The sequence below is a fragment of the Mycobacterium sp. TY814 genome (assembly GCF_030755175.1).
In the GTDB taxonomy this organism is placed as follows: domain Bacteria; phylum Actinomycetota; class Actinomycetes; order Mycobacteriales; family Mycobacteriaceae; genus Mycobacterium.
In genome coordinates, this window is sequence record NZ_JAUFRY010000002.1 from 799260 (window position 1) to 817823 (window position 18564).

Here is an 18564-nt window from a genome sequence, read left to right on the forward strand (position 1 = left end):
ACCCTTCGCAGGCTGGTTATTCGAAGATGCCTTCGAGCAGTTCGACATAGCGGTCAGGGGCAGTGAGGACCGCGGCGTGCCCGAGCTGTCCCAAGCTGACCAGCTGCGGACGGCGCCCGAACAACCACTCGTACTTCGGCATGTCCCGGTCGCGCTGCGTCGGGTCGTTCTCGGCGCTCAGCACCACCACGTCGCCGTGCCAGCCGCGGAATGCGGCGGGTTCGACCATGCCTGACCGGATCACGTCCGCGGCGACGGCGAAGTGGGACACCACATCGGCGCGAGATAGCTTCTCGTGCAGCAGGATCCGAATGACCTCGCTCATCTGCGCCCGCTCCTGTTGCGGTAGTGGGCGCGCCAGCCTCGCCAGCCCCGCGGCCAACAGCTTCTTCAGCAGCCGCTCCGGCAGCACCCGGGCGAGCAGAGAGCCCAGCTTTGCCGCCGGAACCCACCGGCGGGCGTAGGCAACCGGACCCGAACTCGAGAGCACCAGACGCGTGACGGCCTGCGGGCGGTGTGCCAGGTAGGCCTGCGCCAACATTCCCCCGTACGACTGACCCACCAGGGTGACGGCGTCCACCGATTCGCGGCGCAGTATCTCGTCGAAAGCGGCCATGAACTCCGCGATGGACGGCACAGGCGCGTAGTCCGGCGCGATGACGGTGTGATGTCTGGCAAGACTTTCGAGAAAAGCCGAGGCCGCCGCCGCCCGACGCAGACCGCCCGTCAACCAGAGCACCGGTGTGCCCGCGCCGAGGCGGTAGTAGGACCATTGAATTCCCTGGACCTCTACCTGGTTGCCGTACCGGCGTGTGAAGCGCTCCATCTCGTCTGAAACCGCGATGGCCTCAATTATGGGCAAAGTCACATCGCAGCGACAGGCGCGGACTCACTCCACAGGGATGGGATTGGGCGTCAACGGTTCACCGATGGTCGCGTTGTACTGCGGGCAGTACGCCAGGGTCGCCGCATTGACGATGTTCAACGCGGTGCCCTCGTCTCCCGATACCGATCCCGTGCCCAGACCTATGGTTTCGACGCCGTTGCCGGCCACCACGATGTTGGCCGCTTGCTGGTCGGTCTGGCCCTGAGCCCTGGCATCGCAGACCTGTTGTGCCAGCGGGATTATCGCGCGTGCCGCCGCTTCTGAGGTCGGGGGAGCGAACACACGCGTCATGTAGTCGACGAAAAAGGTCTCGCCGCTGCCCGGCCCCGGCTCAGCAGCTGCCACCGGGGCCACCGCGACCGGCACCGCCAACATCGCCAGACCCGCTACGAACCTGCTGACCGTGCCCGACATTGCGCCTCCTGCCCGACTCTGTACCGATTGCCAGGCGAAAGTAGCACCGCGGGGCCGTGAGCGGGCCCATTCGCGTCGTATTAGGGCCGCAGGCGTCGGTGAGATAGACTGGGCACAACGTTGGCCACCAATCACTACCGCCAACACGTCGTGGAACGTTCCTCATCCCACCGGCGCCAGCCCAAGATCAGCGGCTCAGCGCGTCGCGTTCAGATGATCCGTGCACCAAGCACTACGGTCTCGCGGCGATCGATTTTGCCCACCGGCAATCTCGCCAGCTTGTACCAGCTCTGCGCGAACTCCTCGCGACGATCCGGTGCACCCGATGCCCCGAAAGGCACCGAAAAGTGACTCCAAAACCAAGTACTGACAAGACTTTTGCCGAACTCGGCGTGAGCGCGCCGCTGATCGGCGTGCTCACCGCCGCCGGCATCACCGCCCCGTTCCCGATCCAGGTTCAGACCCTGCCTGACACGCTGGCGGGCCGAGATGTCCTGGGACGCGGCAAAACCGGCAGCGGAAAGACGCTCGCCTTCTCGATCCCGTTGGTCAGCCGGCTGTCATCGGCCAAACGGCGCCCGTCACGACCGTCGGGTCTGGTCCTGGCACCTACCCGTGAACTGGCCACCCAGATCACCGCGACGCTGGAACCGTTGGCTGCTGCCCGGAACCTGCGCGTCGCCACCATCTTCGGTGGTGTGTCGCAGAATCGGCAGGTAGCGGCGCTGCAGTCCGGCATCGACATCGTGGTGGCCTGCCCGGGCCGGCTCGAAGACCTGATGAAGCAGCGCCTGATCAGCCTCGACGCGGTGGAGATCACCGTCATCGACGAAGCCGACCATATGGCCGACCTGGGGTTCCTGCCGGGTGTCACGCGCATCCTGGCCGCTACCCCGGCCGGCGGTCAGCGCCTGCTGTTCTCCGCCACTCTCGACAACGGCGTCGACAAACTCGTGAGCCGGTTCCTGCGTGATCAGGTTCTGCACTCGGTGGACGAGTTGAACGCGCCGGTGTCGGCGATGACCCATCACGTATTCCACGTCGCCGGAGCGGAAGCCAAGAAGGAACTCGTGCACCGCTTGGCCTCGGGCAGTGGGCGCCGAATTCTGTTCATGCGCACCAAACATCACGCCCGCCGGCTCGCCAAGCAGCTCACCGATGCGGGCATCCCGTCAGTTGACCTGCACGGCAACCTTTCTCAGCCGGCACGTGACCGCAATCTCGCCGCCTTCAGCAACGGCGAGGCCAGGGTCCTGGTGGCAACCGACATCGCCGCGCGTGGTGTGCACGTCGACGAGGTCGAGTTGGTGGTGCACATCGATCCGCCCGCCGAGCACAAGGCCTATCTGCATCGTTCGGGGCGCACGGCACGGGCCGGGAATGCGGGCGACGTGGTCACTCTGGTACTGCCCGAGCAACGCACGGACACCCGGGCGCTGCTGCGCAAGGCCGGTATCCGGGTCGAGCCGCAGCACGTGACCGCCGACTCCGCGGAGGTGCAGGCGTTGGTCGGCGAGGTCGCGCCATATCGCGCCCCGGCTCCCAAAGCCGCTGCGCCGCAACCGGCTAAGCCGGCCAGGCGTCGCGGGTCCGCTGCGTCCGGACAACGGCGTCGCGGCCGGCCCAGCGGGATGCAACGGACCGCCCGCTAGGCGGCAGTGCGGCCGATCAGGCCGGCTCGCACTCCGGGATCGTGATGTTCTTCAGCTTCAGCTCGTCGCAGTAGGCCTGAAAGTCCCTGCCTTGCTGCTCATCTTCGGCGATCTGGCTCTCCAGGCCGCAGGTATTGGTCAGCAGGCAGGGGTCCTCGGGCGTGGCTGTGATGGAAGTCGGTGCATTGCCAAGCGTCTGGGCCTCCGCCGCACCGAAACTGACCGCCACGCCACCGATGACGGCGGCAATCCAGATCAATCGGATCGGCCGGCGCGCTCGCCGAAGCTGCGCGGGTGCTGATTTTTCCTCGGACATCTACCACTCCTTGATAGTTGACGGGTCAATCTGGGCGTTCCAGACGAGCTGACGTCGCCGCCGCGGCGCCAACGTTCGGGATCGTAGCTGCTCAGGCGGTACTCCGCTTGTCATATTAGACCCAAGTGCAACTATTGCATATGAAATGAATTATGGTCAAGGGGCAACAGTGGCGAACCCGCGCGTTCAGAACCGGATCAGCCCCCGCAGGTTCACCCCGGCATGCATGTCGGCGTAGCCGTCGTTGATCTCGTCCAGGGTGTACTCGCGGGTGACCAGCTCGTCCAGCTTGAGCCGTCCGGCCCGGTACAGGTCGAGCATGCGGGGAATGTCGCGACGTGGGTTGGACGAGCCGAAAAGTGAGCCGCGGACCTGCTTTTCGTAGAGCGTCAGATCGAACAGCGACATGGCGACACTGGTGTCGGTGGGGTGGGGGATGGCGGTCATCACCACCCGGCCGCGCTTGCCGACCAGGCTCAGGGCCTGCGCCACATACTCGCCCTCGGCCGAGTCGGTGCTGACGACGCAGACGTCGGCCAACTGGCCGCGGGTCAGTTCGGTGACGAGCGAGAGCGCCTCGTCGACGGTCGCCGCGGTGTGCGTGGCGCCGAACTCGAGCGAACGGGTGCGCTTGTATTCGACCGGATCGAGCGCGACGATGACGCGCGCACCCGCGATGCGTGCGCCCTGGACCGCATTCATGCCGATGCCGCCGACGCCCATGACCACCACGGTGTCGCCGTCACCGGCCTCGCCGGTGCGCACCATGCTGCCGTAACCGGTGGTGACGCCACACCCGACGAGCGCCGCGGTGTCCAGTACGGTGCCCTGGTCGACCTTGATGACCGAGGCCATCGGGACCACCGTGTATTCGGAAAACGTTCCCAGCACACACATCTGGCCCAGCCCCTGACCTCTGGCGTGGAACCGGAAGGTGCCGTCGAGTTGCGGCCCGGCGATGATCGCCGCACCCAGTACGCACAGGTTGCTCATGCCGCGTGCGCACGGTTCGCAGCGGCCGCAGGCCGGGATGAAACTCAGCACCACCGAATCGCCTTCGGCGACCTCCGTGACGCCCGGTCCGGTCTCGACCACCACCCCGGCGCCCTCGTGGCCGCCGACCACCGGCAACTGCATGGGCATGTCACCGGTGATCAGATGATCGTCGGAATGGCACAGGCCGCTGGCGGTCAGCTTGACCAGAACCTCGTTTTCCTTGGGGCCGTCGAGGTCGACCTCTTCGACCTCCCACTTCTGGTGCAGTCCCCACAGCACCGCGGCTTTTGTCTTCATCGTTCCGGCGTCCAGGTCGCGGGCAGGCTGTTGATGCCGTTGATGAAATTGGCCAGCGCATACTGAGGTTCGGGTGCCGAGATGTCGGGGATTCGGGTGTAGACCTCGGTCAGCAGCGCCTTGAGCATGGTGCGCGCCAGCGCGGCACCGAGACAGAAGTGTGGACCACCGCCGCCGAACGCGATGTGCGGGTTGGGGTTTCGCAGAATATTGAAGCTGTGCGGATCGTCGAAGACGTCCTCGTCACGGTTGCCGGAGTAGTACCACAGCACCACCTTGTCGCCCGCCTTGATCTCCGCATCGCGCACGGTGACATCCCTGGTGGCGGTGCGGCGCATGTGGAGCAACGGTGATCCCCAGCGCAGCACCTCCTCCACCGCAGTGCCGACCCGGCCCTCGACGTCTTCGACCAGCAGCGCGCGCTGGTCGGGAAACTTCGAGAGAGCGGCGATCGCGTGCGCCGAGGCATGCCGGGTGGTGTCGTTGGACGCCACGCCCATCAAAACGAAGAAGGCCCGCAGTTCGTCGTCGGTCATCTTCTTGCCGTCGAACTCGGCCTGCACCATCCAGGTCATCAGGTCGTCACCGGGATTGGCCCGCCGCTGCGGGATCAACTCCGATGCCACCGCGTGCAGATCCAGCACGGCGCCCATGAACAGCTCCAGCTCGCTCTGCTCGCCGCGGATGTTCGGGTCGGTCCAGCCCACCAGGCGCTGGGCGGCGCTGACGGCCTTGTCGCGCAGATCGCCTTCGGGCAGCCCGAAGAAGCTCCCGAAGATCCGGCCGGGCAGCTTCACCGAAACCAGCTGGACGAAGTCGCCCTCGCCCAGATGTGCCATCTCGCTGACCAGGTCGTGCGCGTGGCCGCGGATCCAACTCTCCAGCCGCCGCACGTTTTTGGGCTTGAACGCCTCGGTGGTGATGCCGCGCAACTGGGTGTGCCGGGGAGCGTCCATCGCGATGAACGACTGCGCGATCTCGACCGCCTCGGGGGCGAAGTCCTCCATCGTGATGCCCTGGGCCGACGAGAAGATCTCCGGGTGCCGGCTGGCCGTCCGGATGTCGTCCTGCTTGGTCAGCGACCAGAAGCCCCGGTTGTTGAGTTCGGGTGGCAGCAGGTCCGATTCCGCCGGCCGGCTCCACGGCACCGGGTTCTCCGCACGCAGCACCGCGAAGGCCGCGTCGCGGTCCTCGGGGGGTTTGGCCCAGAACGCACGCGCGCTCAGATCAATGTCCTTATAGGTGGGGTTGGTGGTGGGTGCGGTCATCCGAGGGTCCCTTTCTCGCCCGATGGCACCCATGCTGGTCGGAGGGGGACGTGATCGACACCGGCGCGCGTGCCAACCACTGGCCTGCGTGGGCCAACGCCGTCAGCCCACCGGGGCGCGGAAGGTGGCGACCAGCCCGCCGCCCTCGCGAGCGGCGAAATCGACGCGGCCGCCCATCGCCTCGACGATCTGCTGCACGATCCAGAGGCCGAGACCTGCGGTGCCGCGCTGGCCGCCGCGACTGACATATTTGGTGGTCAGCTCGCCGAGGCTGTCGGCCGGAATGCCCGGGCCGCGGTCGGCGACCGCGACGATCAGCTCCTCGCCGTCGCGTGCGCACGTGACATCGACGGGCTCGTCCCGGCCGTGCCGCGCGGCATTCTCCAGCAGATTGGTCAGCACGCGCCGCAACCCCTGCGCGTCCGCCGACACGGCACCGGCTTCGATGCTCAGCCGCAACCGTGGTGGTGCCAGCCCCACGGCGTCGGCGGCAGCAAGGATCAACTCAGCCATGTCGATGTGGCGCACCCGGCCGGTCGAGAACGTCGGGCGCCGGCTCAGGGCGACGTCGGACAGGGCGTCGAGCATGTCGCCGATGTGGTGCACGTGCCGCGCCACCAGCTGCAGACTGGTCTCCCGGTCATCATCGGACATCGGTTGCGCGGAGGTGAGCGCTTCGGTCAGTGCCTCCAAAGATGTCACCGGCGTGCGGAATTCGTGTACCAGCACCTGCAGTCCGTCTTGCTGAGATTGGTAGGAGCGCAGCAGACGCGCCCTCAGGTCGCGTTCCTCTTCGGCGGCGGCATGTTCGGCTTCGGCTTCGACCAGCGCCGTCAGCCGGGAGCGGTGTTCCCGCTCGGCAAGTGCGGACAACCCGGCGGTGATGATCGCGACGAACAGCAGATACAGCGCCGACCAGCCGGCCAGCAGTGCCGGCGCCGCCGTGACGGGCTGCGGTGGCGATGACGTGAGTGCCACGGGAACGTAGGCCGCGCCCAAAAGCACTGCCGCGAGGAGGGTTTCAGCCAAGGACAATCGGGCCGCGGAAGCGATGACGACGAGCGCCAGTACCGACACGACCGGGCTGTAGACGCCGCCGCTCAATGCGATGAGTGCGAGGGTGAACGCGGAGTCGAAGGAGGTGACCAGCCACGCGTACGGAGTGCGGCGAACCTCCGGCTGCGGATAGGCCATCAGTGCCGCCGCGTAGGCCATCGCCCCGCCGAGCACCATCACCGTGGCCGCGGTGTGTTCACGGACCCAGTAGGGTCCGATCGCCAACAGCGCACCGATCGAGATCACCACGGCGACCCGTACCGCCACGACGGTGCGGGCCAGTCCGTAGTCCCCGTCGCCGAGGTCCGTATTGAGCTGATCGAGCGGTCTCACCCGGCTGACCATAGGGTTGGGTCTAGCATCACGGCAATGACCCGCTCGCCGTACGTGGTGGTCATCGTCGACGACCACGAGCTGTTCGCGCAGGGCCTGGCCCTGTTGCTCACCCGCGAATGGGGCGAAATGTTCACGGTGGGGGGCCAGACCACATACGTGGAGGAGGCCGCCGATCTGGTCGCCCGGTGCAAGGCAGACGTGGCGATCATCGACCTCTCCATGCCACCGTTGGGCGGGGTGGCTGCGATCCGGCACATCAAGGCACGCCACCCTGCCACCCGGATTCTGGCCCTGTCCGGCACCGACGACCTCGCCCTGGCCGAGGAGGCGTTGCGCGCCGGCGCCGATGGGTTCCTGCCCAAGACGGCGCGCCCCGAGGCGCTGGCCGGCCCGTTGTGGACGATCGCCGAGGGACTGCGGGTGATCGACGGAGCCCTGCTCGACGCACTACTGAGCAATACGCGTAAGCCTCCGTCAGCGCTGCTGGAAACGTTGAGCGCCCAGGATGTTCGGCTCTGGACGCTGCTGGCGACCGGCATGGAAACCGGCGACATCGCCCACCGCATGCTGGTATCCGAACGCACCGCCAAACGTATGGTCGCCGCACTGCTGCACAAACTCGGGGTGGGCAACCGCATTGCCGCCGCGGCGCTCGCCGGGCGCTTCGGGATGCTTGACGAGGTTGCCGAAACCGACCGGCTCAGTTGAGGATTCGGATCGCCTGCGCAGGACACATCGCCGCTGCCTGAATCACCAACTGGCGCTGGGCTTCCGGGGGATCCGGGTCGAGCACCACCACCTGGTCGGCCCCGTCCGGAAGGTCGAACACCTCCGGTGCGGCCAGTAGGCACTGACCGTGGCCCTCGCACACTTCGTAATCCACCGTGACGTGCATCGACAACCTCCGGATCCCGCTGTTGTCGCCCAGTATCTGCGCCAGGTTCAGGAAGCGGGCGGTCCGAGCGCGCCAGAAGTGGCCTGCGCGGGCCAGCGTCACGACCGTGAATTCAGCAGCTCGTTGATCTTCTTGAGCCGCTTGGTCACCAGCGCCCCGATATCGATCGAGCGGTCCGGTGAACAGGTCACGATCTCGGCAACCACATTGGCCTTCGCCAGCATCGCGAATTCACAGATCCATCGCTGCCCAGCCAGATTCGTCGTCCACTGCGCGGCCTCGGGCGGGCTCTGTGCCAACGGCGCCGGGTTCACCGTCATCCTGCGCCCGTCGTCACCCCAGGCGGAGACGGAGCGCTGGCAGCCGGACACCGCCTTTCGAACTGAGTCGAGAAATGCCGCAGCGTCGAAGTTGGCGGGGTAGGTGGCCGAGACCTCCAACAGCTGGTGCTGGTCGGTCCGGTGGTCCTGCTGGGTCCGGGCTTCGCGGCCGGTGTAGTTGGTGGGGAACAGGGGATAGCGCCCGAAGGCTACGACGCCATGGCATTCGGCCGGATCGGCGCCGATGAACAGGGCGGACTGCATGTCGTCCTCGGTGAGCGGGCTGTTCGGTACCGCCGAGAACGAGCCGGACGGCGTCAGCAGATCTTCGAGCTGTGACGGTTGAATGGGTCCGCTGGAACCAGCACCGCGCGCCGCCGCCTTCGCGCTTCCGTCGACAACGCTGGTGCATCCGGAGAGCGCCAGGCAGCAGGCAACCAGAAGCGTCACCGCACCGTGGCGGCGTACCGGAGTGGAGTCAGAGCCGGCGTCACCCACCCTCTCAGCATCCACGAACCGTCCGCCGAGCGCGCGCGAAGTGCGAACCCGACGTCATGAGCCGCCGAGGGTCCGCAGGCTCGTGACCTGGTGCGCCAGGTCGATCAGCTTGGTGTTGCGTTCCTGCGAGAGACGTTTGAGCAGTTCGAACGCCTGCACGGCATCGATGTCGAACCGCGCCATGAGAATCCCTTTGGCCTGCCGGATGATGTCGCGGCTGGCCAGCGCGCTGAGTCAGCTCTCATCCCCCTGAGAGATGTCGACAACCCGAAGATATCGGCGCAGACCCCGCTGGTGGGGCCGCGAAGCGAACGCCGGCGTGACTTTTGCCTTCGCGTAGTGGACACTGGGATGGAAGATCGGCTCAACCACGATGCCGTGTGGTTTTTTGCCGACTGAATGGAACGTCCCATGTCGACCGTTCTCCTCGATACCACCGATTGCGCGGAAGCTGTGAACGGCATTTGTGCCGCCTATGAGCGCGTGCAGCTTTCCTGTCGCCCCACGAGCGAGGTCGGGCGCACGCGGATCCGCCGAACCAGCCTGGGTTCGCTCTATGTCGACGAAATCGAGCTGGGCTGCGAAGTGGGCTTCCGCTCGAATCCACCCGACCGCATCTATCTGGCCCGGATGCATTCCGGAACGTTCGTCTACGAGTGGATGAAGCACGGGCAGTTGATCTTTGGCCCCGATGATGTCGCGGCTTACGACGGTATGGAAAACGGTGCGTTCACCGGCTGGGCCGCGCGTACGCACTGCGACGTGCTCTCCATCGACCGCAAAGCGCTGAGCGAGGTGGCGAGCGGCCCGAAAGATACGCCGGTGCGGCTGACCGGGATCGCGCCGGTCTCACCCGAGGCCAAGCGGCATCTGGTACGTGCCGTGGACTATGTCTGCCAGAGTGTGTCCGACGACCTGCGTGTTGTCCGAGATCCGTTGATCAGCAGCACGATTCAGCGTTACCTGGCGGCCAGCGTGCTGGCCGCCTTCCCCAGCACCGCGGTGCTGGACACGACGGCTGCGGATCGGCGGGACAGCACCCCTCAATTGCTCCGTCGCGCAATCGATTTCATCGAGGAGAACGCGCACGACGACATCTCGCTCACCGACATCGCCAACGCGATCTTCGTGACACCACGGGCATTGCAATACATGTTCCGCAAGCATCGGGACTGCACGCCCACCGAGTACCTGCGACAGGTGCGTCTGCACCACGCTCACCTCGAGCTGGTCGCGGGCAACCGCGATAGCACGTCGGTCGGCGACATCGCCCGTAAGTGGGGGTTCGGCCACATGGGGCGCTTCGCGGCGTACTACCGGCAGCACTATGGCCGCAGTCCGCACGTGACCCTGCTCGGCTGACCTGAGGTCGACGTTGACAGTGTAACGGTAACAGTGTCACTATCGACGCATGCCCGCGGCGGCCTGGACACTGGACGAGTTGGTGGGGCGGGTCTCCGCCGCACTGGCCGGCGCGGCGTATCCGGGATCGCCCAACGGACGGGTCCGCGATCTGCCCGATCGGCGTGCCGTGCGGTGGTACACGACCACCGGACTGGTCGATCGGCCGGTGATGCAAGGGCGCAACGCGGTCTACGGCGCCCGGCATTTGTTGCAGATCGTCGCCGTCAAACGCCTTCAGGCCCAGGGGTTTCCGCTGGCCCAGGTGCAGGCCGAACTGGCCGGGGCGACTGACGAGACGCTGCGCCGGCTGGCCGGAGTGCCCGACGAATTGCTCACAGCCGAGCAGACAGCGGCCTCACCGGCTGCGGCGACCCCTGACCGGCGGAGTCGCTTCTGGACCGCGCCCCCCGCCGACGCCAAGGCGAACGGCGCTGACAGTGTCACGGCGCTCGCCGCGGTGAGCCTGCCGGGTGGGGCGATGCTGCTGCTGCCGGCACGCCCGGATGACGCCGACATTGACTCCATCCGTTCGGCCGCCGCGCCGTTGCTCGAATTACTGGCCGACCGTGGCCTGCTATCCCTCGATGATCGGAGCCCGCAATGACCGTCCGCACCACGACGACGACTGACGCCGGGACGCAGCGCGCTGCCGATCAGGCCGCGGTGGGAGCCCTGCGCACCGAGCGCGGCAACCTGCCGCTCGATCGCATCGATATACGGGTCGACATCACCGGGCTCGTCGGCCAGGTCGACGTGACACAGGACTTCGTCAATGCCTTCGACCTACCGCTGGAAGCCAGCTATGTGTTCCCGTTGCCGGACCGGGCCGCGGTCATCGGCATGCGGATGACCGTCAACGGCCGCGTGGCCGAGGCGGCACTCGCCGAGCGCGAAGCTGCCCGGCGAGATTACGACCGCGCCATCACCCCGGGCCGGCGGGCGTCGATCACCGAGGAGGAGCGGCCCGACGTGTTCACCATGCGGGTCGGCAACATCCTGCCCGGCGAAAAAGTCACCGTCGCAATCACACTCGTCAACCCTTTGACCTACGCGGACGGCGAGGCGACGTTCCGCTTCCCGCTCGTCGTCGCGCCACGGCATATCCCCGGTAAGCCATTGGACGACCTCGCCGTCGGAGACGGCTGTGCCGACGACACCGACGCAGTCCCGGACGCCTCGCGAATCACCCCTCCGGTGCTGCTGCCCGGCTTCCCGCATCCGACTCCGCTGACCGTCGACATCGGCATCGACACCGCGGGTGCGACACTGTCCGAGTTCCGGTCCAGCCTGCCCACCGAAACCACCGACGACGGACGCATCCGGGTCGTGCCGGGTCAGCATGCCGACCGGGATCTCGTGCTGCGGCTGCGGTACGCGGAAGATGCCTTTTCCGACTCGCTCCTGTTGGTCCCCGACGCCGACGGTGACGAGGGGACCTACCAGCTCACCGTGCTTCCACCCGCGCCTACGGCGCCGCCGCGTCCGCGCGATCTCGTGCTGCTGCTGGACCACTCGGCGAGCATGGGGGGTTGGAAGATGTCGGCGGCGCGGCGGGCTGCGGCGCGCATCATCGACACCCTCACCGATGCCGACCGGTTCGCGGTGCTTACTTTCAGCGACCGGGTGCTGCGGCCCGCGCAGCTACCCGAAGACCTGGTCGAGGCATCCGACCGCAACCGCTTTCATGCAGTGGAGCACCTGGCCGGTGTCGAGTCTTTCGGCAGCAGTGAGCTTTTCGGCCCGTTGCGGCAGGCGTTGGCATTGGTGCGGGATAGTGGCGGACGTGACGCGATCGTCGTCCTGGTCACTGACGGTCAGGTGGGCAACGAGGATCAGGTGATGCGCGGGCTCGCCGCGGATCTGCGCCGCGTCCGGTTGATCGCGGTCGGCGTCGACCAAGCCGTGAACGCCGGTTTCCTGGGGCGGCTGGCCAGTGCCGGTGGCGGGCGTTGTGAATTGGTGGAAAGCGAGGATCGCCTCGACGAGGCGATGGAAGCCATCCACCGTCGCGTCGCCGCCCCGCGCGCCTACTCGCTGACGTTGCGTACCGAAGGACTGGCCACCCTCGACGACACCATGGCTCCGGCCCGACTGCCGGACGCGCTGCCCGGGGTCCCGGTGGTGGTAAGCGGGCGATACCGGGGGGCTCCGGAGGGTTCGATCGCGCTGCGCGGAACCGACTCTGCCGGCTCGCACTGGTCGGTCGCCGTTGCCGGACAGCGCCGCGACGCCTCGGGGGTGAGGGCCACGTGGGCGCGGGCCCATTTGCGCGACCTCGAGGATCGCTACGCCGAGGAAGCCGGGAGCAGTTCCGCTCCGGAGTTAGCGCAGCGGATCGTCGACACGTCGTTACGCTTCGGGGTGCTGTGCCGGTTCACCGCATTCGTCTGCGCCGACGGTCCCGTCGTTGCGACGGGCGGATTGACCCATCGCGTCCTGCAGCCCGTCGCGGCGCCGGCCGGCTGGGAGCCGGGCCCGGCCGCGCCCCCCGCAGCCCAGGCAAACCTCAAGGCAGCGCGAATGGTCAAGCTGCGCAACGTAATCGTGGTGGCGGTGGTTAGTGCCCTGGTGCTCGGTGGTGGCTGGGTGTGGTCGCTGGGACGGGGTGGCCAGCCGATGTCGACTCGCGACGGCGTGGTCGGCGGCGTGACGGAGTCGCCGGAGCAGAGCCGTTCCCGGCCGAACGGCCAGCTTCCGGCGACCAAGGATGGCGGTATCGCCGATCAGACCACCGTCAATCCTGCTCCGCTGGCACCGCCCGCCGACAACAACTTCAAACGTGACGTCGTCACCAACGGGTCGCTACAGCTGGTCGTCCATGACCCCGGCGCCGTGGCTGACCAGCTCATCAACGCCGTGAATGACGCAGGTGGACGGGCAGATTCGCGGTCGGAGCGGTCCGGGCGATCGTCGCCGGTGGTGAATCTGGTGGTACGTATTCCCGCGGACAAGCTGGACGGCGTGCTCGCCGAGGCGAAGAAACTGGGCAAGGTCGAGTCGATGTCCATCAGCCACAGCGACGTCACTACCCAACGAGTCGACCTCGATGCCCGCATCGATGCGCTGCAGACATCGGTTAAACGGCTGCAGGAGCTGATGAGCAAAGCCGGCGACCTAGCCGACCTGCTCGCCGCGGAATCATCGCTGACCCAGCGGCAGGCCGAGCTGGACTCGCTCAAGGCTCAGCGCACTACGCTGCATGACGAAATCGACTACGCCACAATCACTGTGAATATCTCCACGGAGTCTACGGCGACGCAACCGGGCTTCTTCGGGGAGCTGGGACGTGGGTGGCACTCGGTGTTGGCGGCGGCTCATGGCGGCCTGCTGATGGCCGGATTCCTGCTGCCCTGGCTGGTGCTGTTGACTCTGCCTGTGCTGGGTCTGGTGCTGGTGATCCGGCGGATGTCCGCGCCGCGGGCACCGTCGGCCACGCCGACTGGGCAGGCCTGACCGAACGCTGTTTCAATTGTTTCAATTGCCCGGGCTACAATGTCGCTATGTCTCCGGTCCATTCGCTCGTCAGTCAGGTTGAGGAACGCGTCCGGCGCGATCCGGATTTCGCCAGGCTCCTCGACGCGCTGCTGGACGTGCCGACGGTGCCGATGGAGGAACTGGAGCGCATCGCCGCCCGCAAGCTCAACAGTGAGCGGCGCGACGGCGTGCTGACCGATTTCCGGGCCGGCGCTCTGCCGACGCGCGAGGTCCAGTCGCGGCTGGGCTACGAGACTCCGCAGGCGGTTCACGAACTGCGCCGGCGCGGCAAGGTGCTCGGTGTCACCGTCGGCAACAACACCTGGTTCCCGGCCTGGCAGTTCGACGGCGGCCGGTTGCGTCCGGACCTCCCACAGATACTGCTCCTGCTGGCGCGATTCACCTCCGACCCGGTCGTCGCCGATCGCATCATGCGGATCAAGCGCGACGAGCTGGCGGGGGCGTCCATCTCGGAGGCACTGCGCCGCAAGAAGACCGCGAACACCGCCTGGCAGCTGCTCAACGCCGTCGGTGCCTAGTCTTCCCGGCGGATACCGGCGTGCGCTGCCGCTCAAGCGGCCGGCGGGCCTGGCGAGCAGGACGGTGCCCGCCGGCATCGAGTTGTGGCGAGCGGAAGCCGCCGAGCCCGCGGAATGGACCTGGAGCGGATTCCCGCAGCCGCGCTTCCGGTTCGATCCGGTATCGGGTGCATTCCGTACCCGTTACGCCGCCACCGCGGCCGAGGGAGCCTTCCGGGAGCGCTACCGGGACACCGGCCGGACCATCCCCGCCGACCACGCCTCGCAGTATCTGATCCGACTCGTCTCGAGCCGGCCGCTGCGGATCTTCGACCTGCGGACCCAGCGCAATCTGGATGCCCTCGACGTGGACGACCAGATCAGCACCGGCCAACGCGCGCGGGTGTGGCGGCAGTGCCATCACCTGGCCGATGCGGCCCGTCGCTGGTGGCCGGATCTCGACGCCATCGTGTACCGGTCGCGCACCACACCCGAAACGTCGGTCAACTACGCCTTCTTCGCCCACGACGCGTTCGCCGCGCAGTCGTGGGCGCTCGGAAGCCGCACCGACGTCCTCGTCGACCTGGTGCTGCGGCATGACTTCACGGTCAATTGGGTGATCTGAGCCGGCACCACCGCCGAAGCCGGGTACCGTGCACCCACAGTCGTTTTCGGTAGGGAGTACATGTCGGAGACAGAGACGCCCGAGGCGCCGATGCACCACCAGGTCCGCGCTGCTTTGCGCGCCCTGGCCCGCGCGTCGGCCCCTCGTCCGGCCGCGGCTCGACGGGCGGCCAAGGACTTCGAGAAGCCCTTACCGGCGGCGGTGGGCGCCGAGATCCGCTGGGCGTTTCATCCGCCACGCACTTGGTTGTCGGGCGTCATGGCGAATCTGGTGCTGGCGGCCGCATGGCTGGTGGTCCAGCCGTTGTCCGTGGTGCACAGCAATCACATGCCCCACCACTTCCACCACAATCAGCTCGACTGGGTGGTCCTGGTCAGCACCTACTTCTCCTCGTTCGTCCTTGCCGATGTGACCACCACCAATCTGCTCGGTGGCGACCACTATCGGGTCGCCCAGGGCTTGTCGGACGGCGTGCCGCTGTGGCGGGTGCTGGTGATTAAGAATCTGGCGTTGATCGTGATCGTGGGACTTCCCACCTTGTCGGTGGCAGCCGCGCTGACGATGTGGAAGGAGGGGGTGCCACAGATGGCGATGACGATCCCCAATGTCGCCGTGCCGATCGTGTCGTGGCTTGGCGTCGGCAATGTCATCTCGGTGATGCACCCGGTGGGGGTCGAGCCACTGCTCCGCCGGTGGCGGCAGCGACGCAACCTGCGCCGCACGGCCGGCTGGCTGCTGGCGATCACCCTGCCCTATGCGCTGTACTACGTGGCCGATCCGATGGGCGGGGTGGAGCACAGGGTGATGTGGACCCAGATCCCCGCGGCGATCGGACCGGTGTTCGGCCGCGACACCAAGAGTTTCGTGCATCTGGCGATGGCTATGGCTGTCTGGCTGACCGGAACGGTCGTGGCCGTGCTGTGGGCGCGCAAGCGGGGAGTGCGCTTCGGTTAGTCCGGCGAACCCCTACGCATGTGGTGGCCGCGGGTAGACAATCGTGGTGACGCCCGGCGGTCGCCGGACGATGACACAGGGGAGGCGTGCGATGGTCAGATTCCTCCGGCAGTGCGCAATCGGCGCGATGATTCTGGCTTTCAGCGTGTTACCGGCGTTCGTGATGCCGGCGACGAGCCGTGCCGACGAGTGCGGACCCGGCTGGGCCTGGAGCGTCGAGCTGAACGAGTGTGTGTTCGTGGCTCCGGCCGCAAACGGACCCGGGGGGCCGGGCGGGCCCGGCGGGCCCGGCGGACCGGGCGGGCCCGGCGGACCGGGCGGTCCCGGAGGCCCCGGCGGACCCGGGGGGCCCGGCCGCTAGGCCCTGCCAGGCGAGTTGCTTCACACCGGCCTTCCGGCCGGGTCTTTAACCTGGCTAAGTGTTAAACTAGCTAAGTAATTTCCGGCTGGACATGGGAGACAGGCGTGCCACGCACAGAAAACGACACCTGGGACTTGGCTACCAGCGTGGGGGCGACGGCGACGATGGTTGCCGCGGCCCGCGCGATTGCCACCAAGACGGACAATCCGGTCATCAACGACCAGTTCGCCGAACCGCTGGTTCGGGCCGTCGGCGTCGACTTCTTGACTCGGTGGGTCAGCGGCGACCTCGCCGACGCTGATATCGACGACGAGGAGTCGAGCTGGAAGCTGGGGCACATGCCCGCCGCGATGGCCGCCCGGACCCGCTTCTTCGATTCGTTCTTCCAGGACGCGACACACGCCGGCATCCGGCAGGCCGTGATCCTCGCGTCCGGCCTGGACGCCCGCGCGTACCGGCTGAGCTGGCCGGACGATATGACCGTCTTCGAAATCGACCAGCCCGAGGTCATCGCGTTCAAAACGGCGACCCTCGCCGAACTGGGAGCGGCCCCGACCGTCGACCTGCGCACCGTCGCTATCGACCTGCGCCAAGATTGGCCCACGGCGCTGCGGAACGCCGGCCTGGACACCGAGCGGCCGACCGCGTGGATCGCCGAGGGTCTGCTCGGGTACCTCCCGCCCGAGGCGCAGGACCTGCTGATGGACAACATCACCGCCCTCAGCGCCGACGGCAGCCGCCTCGCGGTGGAGGCGCTTCCGCCCCAACCGGAGCGGGATATGGAACAAGCGCGCGAGATGATGCGCCGCTCCACCGCAAAGTGGCGCGACCACGGGTTCGAGCTGGACTTTGAAGACCTCGGCTTCGAAGGTGAACGCAAGGATGTCGCCACCTATCTCGACGGCCTGGGATGGCGCTCGACAGGGACCCCGATGAACCAGCTCCTGGCCGACAACGGGCTCGAGGCCGTGCCGCAGTCTCACGATTCGGTGACGATGGCCGACACCACCTACTACGCGTCGGTTCTGCACAAGTGAGCGCGCCGCGCCGCACCCTCAACAGCGCGGTGACGGGAATGTGGAGCTTCCTCTCCCCGGCCTACGACCTGCCGTTTCTTCAGCACTGGGTCTACCGGCCGCCGCATGACGAGGTGATCGCTCAATTGCGCGCCCACCAGTCCCGCAAAATTGCCGATATCGCTTGTGGAACAGGGGTTCTCAGCGCTCGGATCGAGCGGGAACTGCACCCGGGCGAGATCTACGGCGTCGACATGTCCGACGGCATGCTGGCCCAGGCTCGTGCGAAATCCGATCGAGTGCACTGGTTGCGCGGCCCGGCGGAGCAGCTTCCTTTCGACCACGGCGCACTCGATGCGGTCGTCACCACCTCGGCGTTCCACTTTTTCGATCAACCGGCCGCGCTGCGCGAGTTCCATCGCGTGCTGGCACCGGGTGGTCTGGTGGCCGTTGCGACGCTGAGCGCTCGACAGCATTTCGTCCAGGTTCCCAGTCGGTGGAAACCGCAGCACAATCCGCCCCCGCAAGAGATGCGAGCCCTGTTCGAGGACGTCGGTTTCACGATCACTGACCAGCACCGCGTCCGCCGGCCGTTCTGGACTCAGATCATTTCGGACCTCATCACGGTGGGCGCCAAGGCCTAGGGCGGCAGCGCCGCGGTCCGTAACGCGGCGGTCTCAATAGGACGACGAGACCCCAAAATCTATGGGGGACCGATCACATGAGGTGTATCCGCTGAGGCATTCGGGTAGCCGACTAGCCGTGAGCGGTTCCACGTCAAGCGATCCCGTCGGCTTCGGTGCGGCCGACGAGTTGTGCCACACGCACACCGGCATCGCTGACGCCGGCACTGTCGCGACCTTCCGCCGCTCCTTCAGCGAATGGCTGGACCGTCACCTGGAGCTGGGCGAGGAGCGCGTGGCCGACATCGTGCTGGCCACCGACGAGGCAATGTCGAACTGTGCCGACCATGCGTATCGGGTGGTCGGACGGGTGGGCGCCATGACGTTGCAGATCTCCTACTACCCGGCCACCACCGAACTGAAGGTATGCGTCGTCGACCACGGCCGCTGGCTGGAGCCCGACTTCGACGCATCGAGCATGCGCGGTCGCGGCATCGTGCTGATGCGCGCTCTGGCCGATGACTGCGCCATCGACGGCGGAAGTGACGGCACCAGCGTGTGTCTGCGGTTTTACGGGTGTCCGCCCAAGAGCTTCGTCCTCAGCCAGGCCAGTTGAAGCGGGGGTTTCAAGCACCCCGAATACGGCTAATCCTCG

General features: G+C 67.0%; 20 protein-coding genes and 1 pseudogene. 12 read left to right on the forward strand and 9 right to left on the reverse strand.

What is annotated here, in order from left to right; all coding sequences use genetic code 11:
* Positions 1–16 precede the first annotated feature (16 nt).
* Both QXH22_RS17150 and QXH22_RS17155 read right to left on the reverse strand, forming a co-directional pair.
* Positions 17–826: an alpha/beta fold hydrolase gene (locus tag QXH22_RS17150; protein ID WP_306239698.1), complete on the reverse strand. Its 810-nt coding sequence runs from the start codon at positions 824–826 to the stop codon at positions 17–19.
* Positions 827–889: 63 nt separating this feature from the next.
* Positions 890–1300, reverse strand: a complete 411-nt coding sequence (locus tag QXH22_RS17155) for a DUF732 domain-containing protein (RefSeq protein ID WP_306239699.1) — start codon at positions 1298–1300, stop codon at positions 890–892.
* A gap of 347 nt (positions 1301–1647) precedes the next feature.
* On the opposite strand from QXH22_RS17155, the gene QXH22_RS17160 reads away from it, so the two are divergent.
* Positions 1648–2952 carry a DEAD/DEAH box helicase gene (locus tag QXH22_RS17160; RefSeq protein ID WP_306276422.1) on the forward strand — a complete coding sequence of 435 codons (1305 nt, stop codon included), beginning with the start codon at positions 1648–1650 and terminating at the stop codon, positions 2950–2952.
* A gap of 16 nt (positions 2953–2968) precedes the next feature.
* Here QXH22_RS17160 and QXH22_RS17165 read toward each other — a convergent pair whose 3' ends face one another.
* From QXH22_RS17165 to QXH22_RS17180, 4 genes are all read right to left on the reverse strand, one after another.
* Entirely contained in the window at positions 2969–3268 is a 300-nt protein-coding gene (locus tag QXH22_RS17165; protein ID WP_306276423.1) for a hypothetical protein, read from the reverse strand.
* A gap of 186 nt (positions 3269–3454) precedes the next feature.
* Complete coding sequence (locus QXH22_RS17170) at positions 3455–4561, reverse strand: NDMA-dependent alcohol dehydrogenase (protein WP_306276424.1); 1107 nt, start codon at positions 4559–4561, stop codon at positions 3455–3457.
* Positions 4558–5829, reverse strand: coding sequence for a cytochrome P450 (locus QXH22_RS17175; RefSeq protein ID WP_306276425.1), 1272 nt, complete (start codon positions 5827–5829; stop codon positions 4558–4560). The genes QXH22_RS17170 and QXH22_RS17175 overlap by 4 nt, the downstream gene beginning before the upstream one ends.
* Before the next feature lie 102 nt (positions 5830–5931).
* Positions 5932–7218 (reverse strand): sensor histidine kinase KdpD, encoded by a 1287-nt coding sequence (locus QXH22_RS17180; RefSeq protein ID WP_306239704.1) that lies wholly within the window; start codon positions 7216–7218, stop codon positions 5932–5934.
* A gap of 36 nt (positions 7219–7254) precedes the next feature.
* Here QXH22_RS17180 and QXH22_RS17185 point away from each other — a divergent pair, with 36 nt between their 5' ends.
* On the forward strand, positions 7255–7929 hold the full coding sequence (locus QXH22_RS17185) for a response regulator transcription factor (RefSeq protein WP_306239705.1): 675 nt from the start codon (positions 7255–7257) through the stop codon (positions 7927–7929).
* Here the strand turns inward: QXH22_RS17185 and QXH22_RS17190 are convergent.
* From QXH22_RS17190 to QXH22_RS17200, 3 genes and pseudogenes are all read right to left on the reverse strand, one after another.
* On the reverse strand, positions 7922–8218 hold the full coding sequence (locus QXH22_RS17190; protein ID WP_306276426.1) for a ferredoxin: 297 nt from the start codon (positions 8216–8218) through the stop codon (positions 7922–7924). The two genes, QXH22_RS17185 and QXH22_RS17190, sit on opposite strands and share 8 nt — an antisense overlap.
* Positions 8215–8949 carry a sensor domain-containing protein gene (locus QXH22_RS17195; RefSeq protein WP_306276427.1) on the reverse strand — a complete coding sequence of 245 codons (735 nt, stop codon included), beginning with the start codon at positions 8947–8949 and terminating at the stop codon, positions 8215–8217. Before QXH22_RS17195 ends, QXH22_RS17190 begins: the two co-directional genes overlap by 4 nt.
* A 39-nt stretch (positions 8950–8988) precedes the next feature.
* A pseudogene (locus QXH22_RS17200) lies at positions 8989–9165 on the reverse strand (ANTAR domain-containing protein); the annotation flags it as partial.
* 180 nt (positions 9166–9345) lie between these two features.
* Between QXH22_RS17200 and QXH22_RS17205 the strand changes: the two are divergent.
* The 10 genes from QXH22_RS17205 (at position 9346) to QXH22_RS17250 (ending at position 18525) form a co-directional block, all read left to right on the forward strand.
* Positions 9346–10296: a helix-turn-helix transcriptional regulator gene (locus tag QXH22_RS17205; RefSeq protein WP_306276428.1), complete on the forward strand. Its 951-nt coding sequence runs from the start codon at positions 9346–9348 to the stop codon at positions 10294–10296.
* A 49-nt stretch (positions 10297–10345) separates the two neighbouring features.
* On the forward strand, positions 10346–10942 hold the full coding sequence (locus QXH22_RS17210) for a MerR family transcriptional regulator (protein WP_306276429.1): 597 nt from the start codon (positions 10346–10348) through the stop codon (positions 10940–10942).
* Complete coding sequence (locus QXH22_RS17215) at positions 10939–13791, forward strand: DUF4349 domain-containing protein (protein ID WP_306276430.1); 2853 nt, start codon at positions 10939–10941, stop codon at positions 13789–13791. Before QXH22_RS17210 ends, QXH22_RS17215 begins: the two co-directional genes overlap by 4 nt.
* 47 nt (positions 13792–13838) lie before the next feature.
* Positions 13839–14351: a hypothetical protein gene (locus QXH22_RS17220; RefSeq protein ID WP_306239711.1), complete on the forward strand. Its 513-nt coding sequence runs from the start codon at positions 13839–13841 to the stop codon at positions 14349–14351.
* The gene (locus QXH22_RS17225; RefSeq protein WP_306276431.1) at positions 14344–14955 is read left to right on the forward strand and encodes an RES family NAD+ phosphorylase; all 612 of its coding nucleotides are present in this window, start codon (positions 14344–14346) and stop codon (positions 14953–14955) included. The genes QXH22_RS17220 and QXH22_RS17225 overlap by 8 nt, the downstream gene beginning before the upstream one ends.
* A 90-nt stretch (positions 14956–15045) precedes the next feature.
* Entirely contained in the window at positions 15046–15909 is an 864-nt protein-coding gene (locus QXH22_RS17230) for a hypothetical protein (protein WP_306276903.1), read from the forward strand.
* A 91-nt stretch (positions 15910–16000) separates the two neighbouring features.
* Positions 16001–16270 (forward strand): hypothetical protein, encoded by a 270-nt coding sequence (locus QXH22_RS17235; RefSeq protein ID WP_306276432.1) that lies wholly within the window; start codon positions 16001–16003, stop codon positions 16268–16270.
* A 104-nt stretch (positions 16271–16374) separates the two neighbouring features.
* Positions 16375–17307 (forward strand): class I SAM-dependent methyltransferase, encoded by a 933-nt coding sequence (locus QXH22_RS17240; RefSeq protein WP_306276433.1) that lies wholly within the window; start codon positions 16375–16377, stop codon positions 17305–17307.
* The gene (locus QXH22_RS17245; protein ID WP_306276434.1) at positions 17304–17930 is read left to right on the forward strand and encodes a class I SAM-dependent methyltransferase; all 627 of its coding nucleotides are present in this window, start codon (positions 17304–17306) and stop codon (positions 17928–17930) included. Before QXH22_RS17240 ends, QXH22_RS17245 begins: the two co-directional genes overlap by 4 nt.
* Positions 17931–18048: 118 nt before the next feature.
* On the forward strand, positions 18049–18525 hold the full coding sequence (locus QXH22_RS17250) for an ATP-binding protein (protein ID WP_306239716.1): 477 nt from the start codon (positions 18049–18051) through the stop codon (positions 18523–18525).
* Positions 18526–18564: the final 39 nt, after the last annotated feature.

Excerpts from the sequence above, each read along its gene's own strand:
- QXH22_RS17185 (WP_306239705.1), top strand. The coding sequence starts at position 7,255 with ATGACCCGCTCGCCGTACGTGGTGGTCATCGTCGACGACCACGAGCTG.
- QXH22_RS17150 (WP_306239698.1), bottom strand. The coding sequence starts at position 826 with ATGGAGCGCTTCACACGCCGGTACGGCAACCAGGTAGAGGTCCAGGGA.
- QXH22_RS17205 (WP_306276428.1), top strand. The coding sequence starts at position 9,346 with ATGTCGACCGTTCTCCTCGATACCACCGATTGCGCGGAAGCTGTGAAC.
- QXH22_RS17215 (WP_306276430.1), top strand. The coding sequence starts at position 10,939 with ATGACCGTCCGCACCACGACGACGACTGACGCCGGGACGCAGCGCGCT.
- QXH22_RS17175 (WP_306276425.1), bottom strand. The coding sequence starts at position 5,829 with ATGACCGCACCCACCACCAACCCCACCTATAAGGACATTGATCTGAGC.
- QXH22_RS17230 (WP_306276903.1), top strand. The coding sequence starts at position 15,046 with ATGCACCACCAGGTCCGCGCTGCTTTGCGCGCCCTGGCCCGCGCGTCG.
- QXH22_RS17220 (WP_306239711.1), top strand. The coding sequence starts at position 13,839 with ATGTCTCCGGTCCATTCGCTCGTCAGTCAGGTTGAGGAACGCGTCCGG.
- QXH22_RS17210 (WP_306276429.1), top strand. The coding sequence starts at position 10,346 with ATGCCCGCGGCGGCCTGGACACTGGACGAGTTGGTGGGGCGGGTCTCC.
- QXH22_RS17170 (WP_306276424.1), bottom strand. The coding sequence starts at position 4,561 with ATGAAGACAAAAGCCGCGGTGCTGTGGGGACTGCACCAGAAGTGGGAG.
- QXH22_RS17235 (WP_306276432.1), top strand. The coding sequence starts at position 16,001 with ATGGTCAGATTCCTCCGGCAGTGCGCAATCGGCGCGATGATTCTGGCT.
- QXH22_RS17155 (WP_306239699.1), bottom strand. The coding sequence starts at position 1,300 with ATGTCGGGCACGGTCAGCAGGTTCGTAGCGGGTCTGGCGATGTTGGCG.
- QXH22_RS17165 (WP_306276423.1), bottom strand. The coding sequence starts at position 3,268 with ATGTCCGAGGAAAAATCAGCACCCGCGCAGCTTCGGCGAGCGCGCCGG.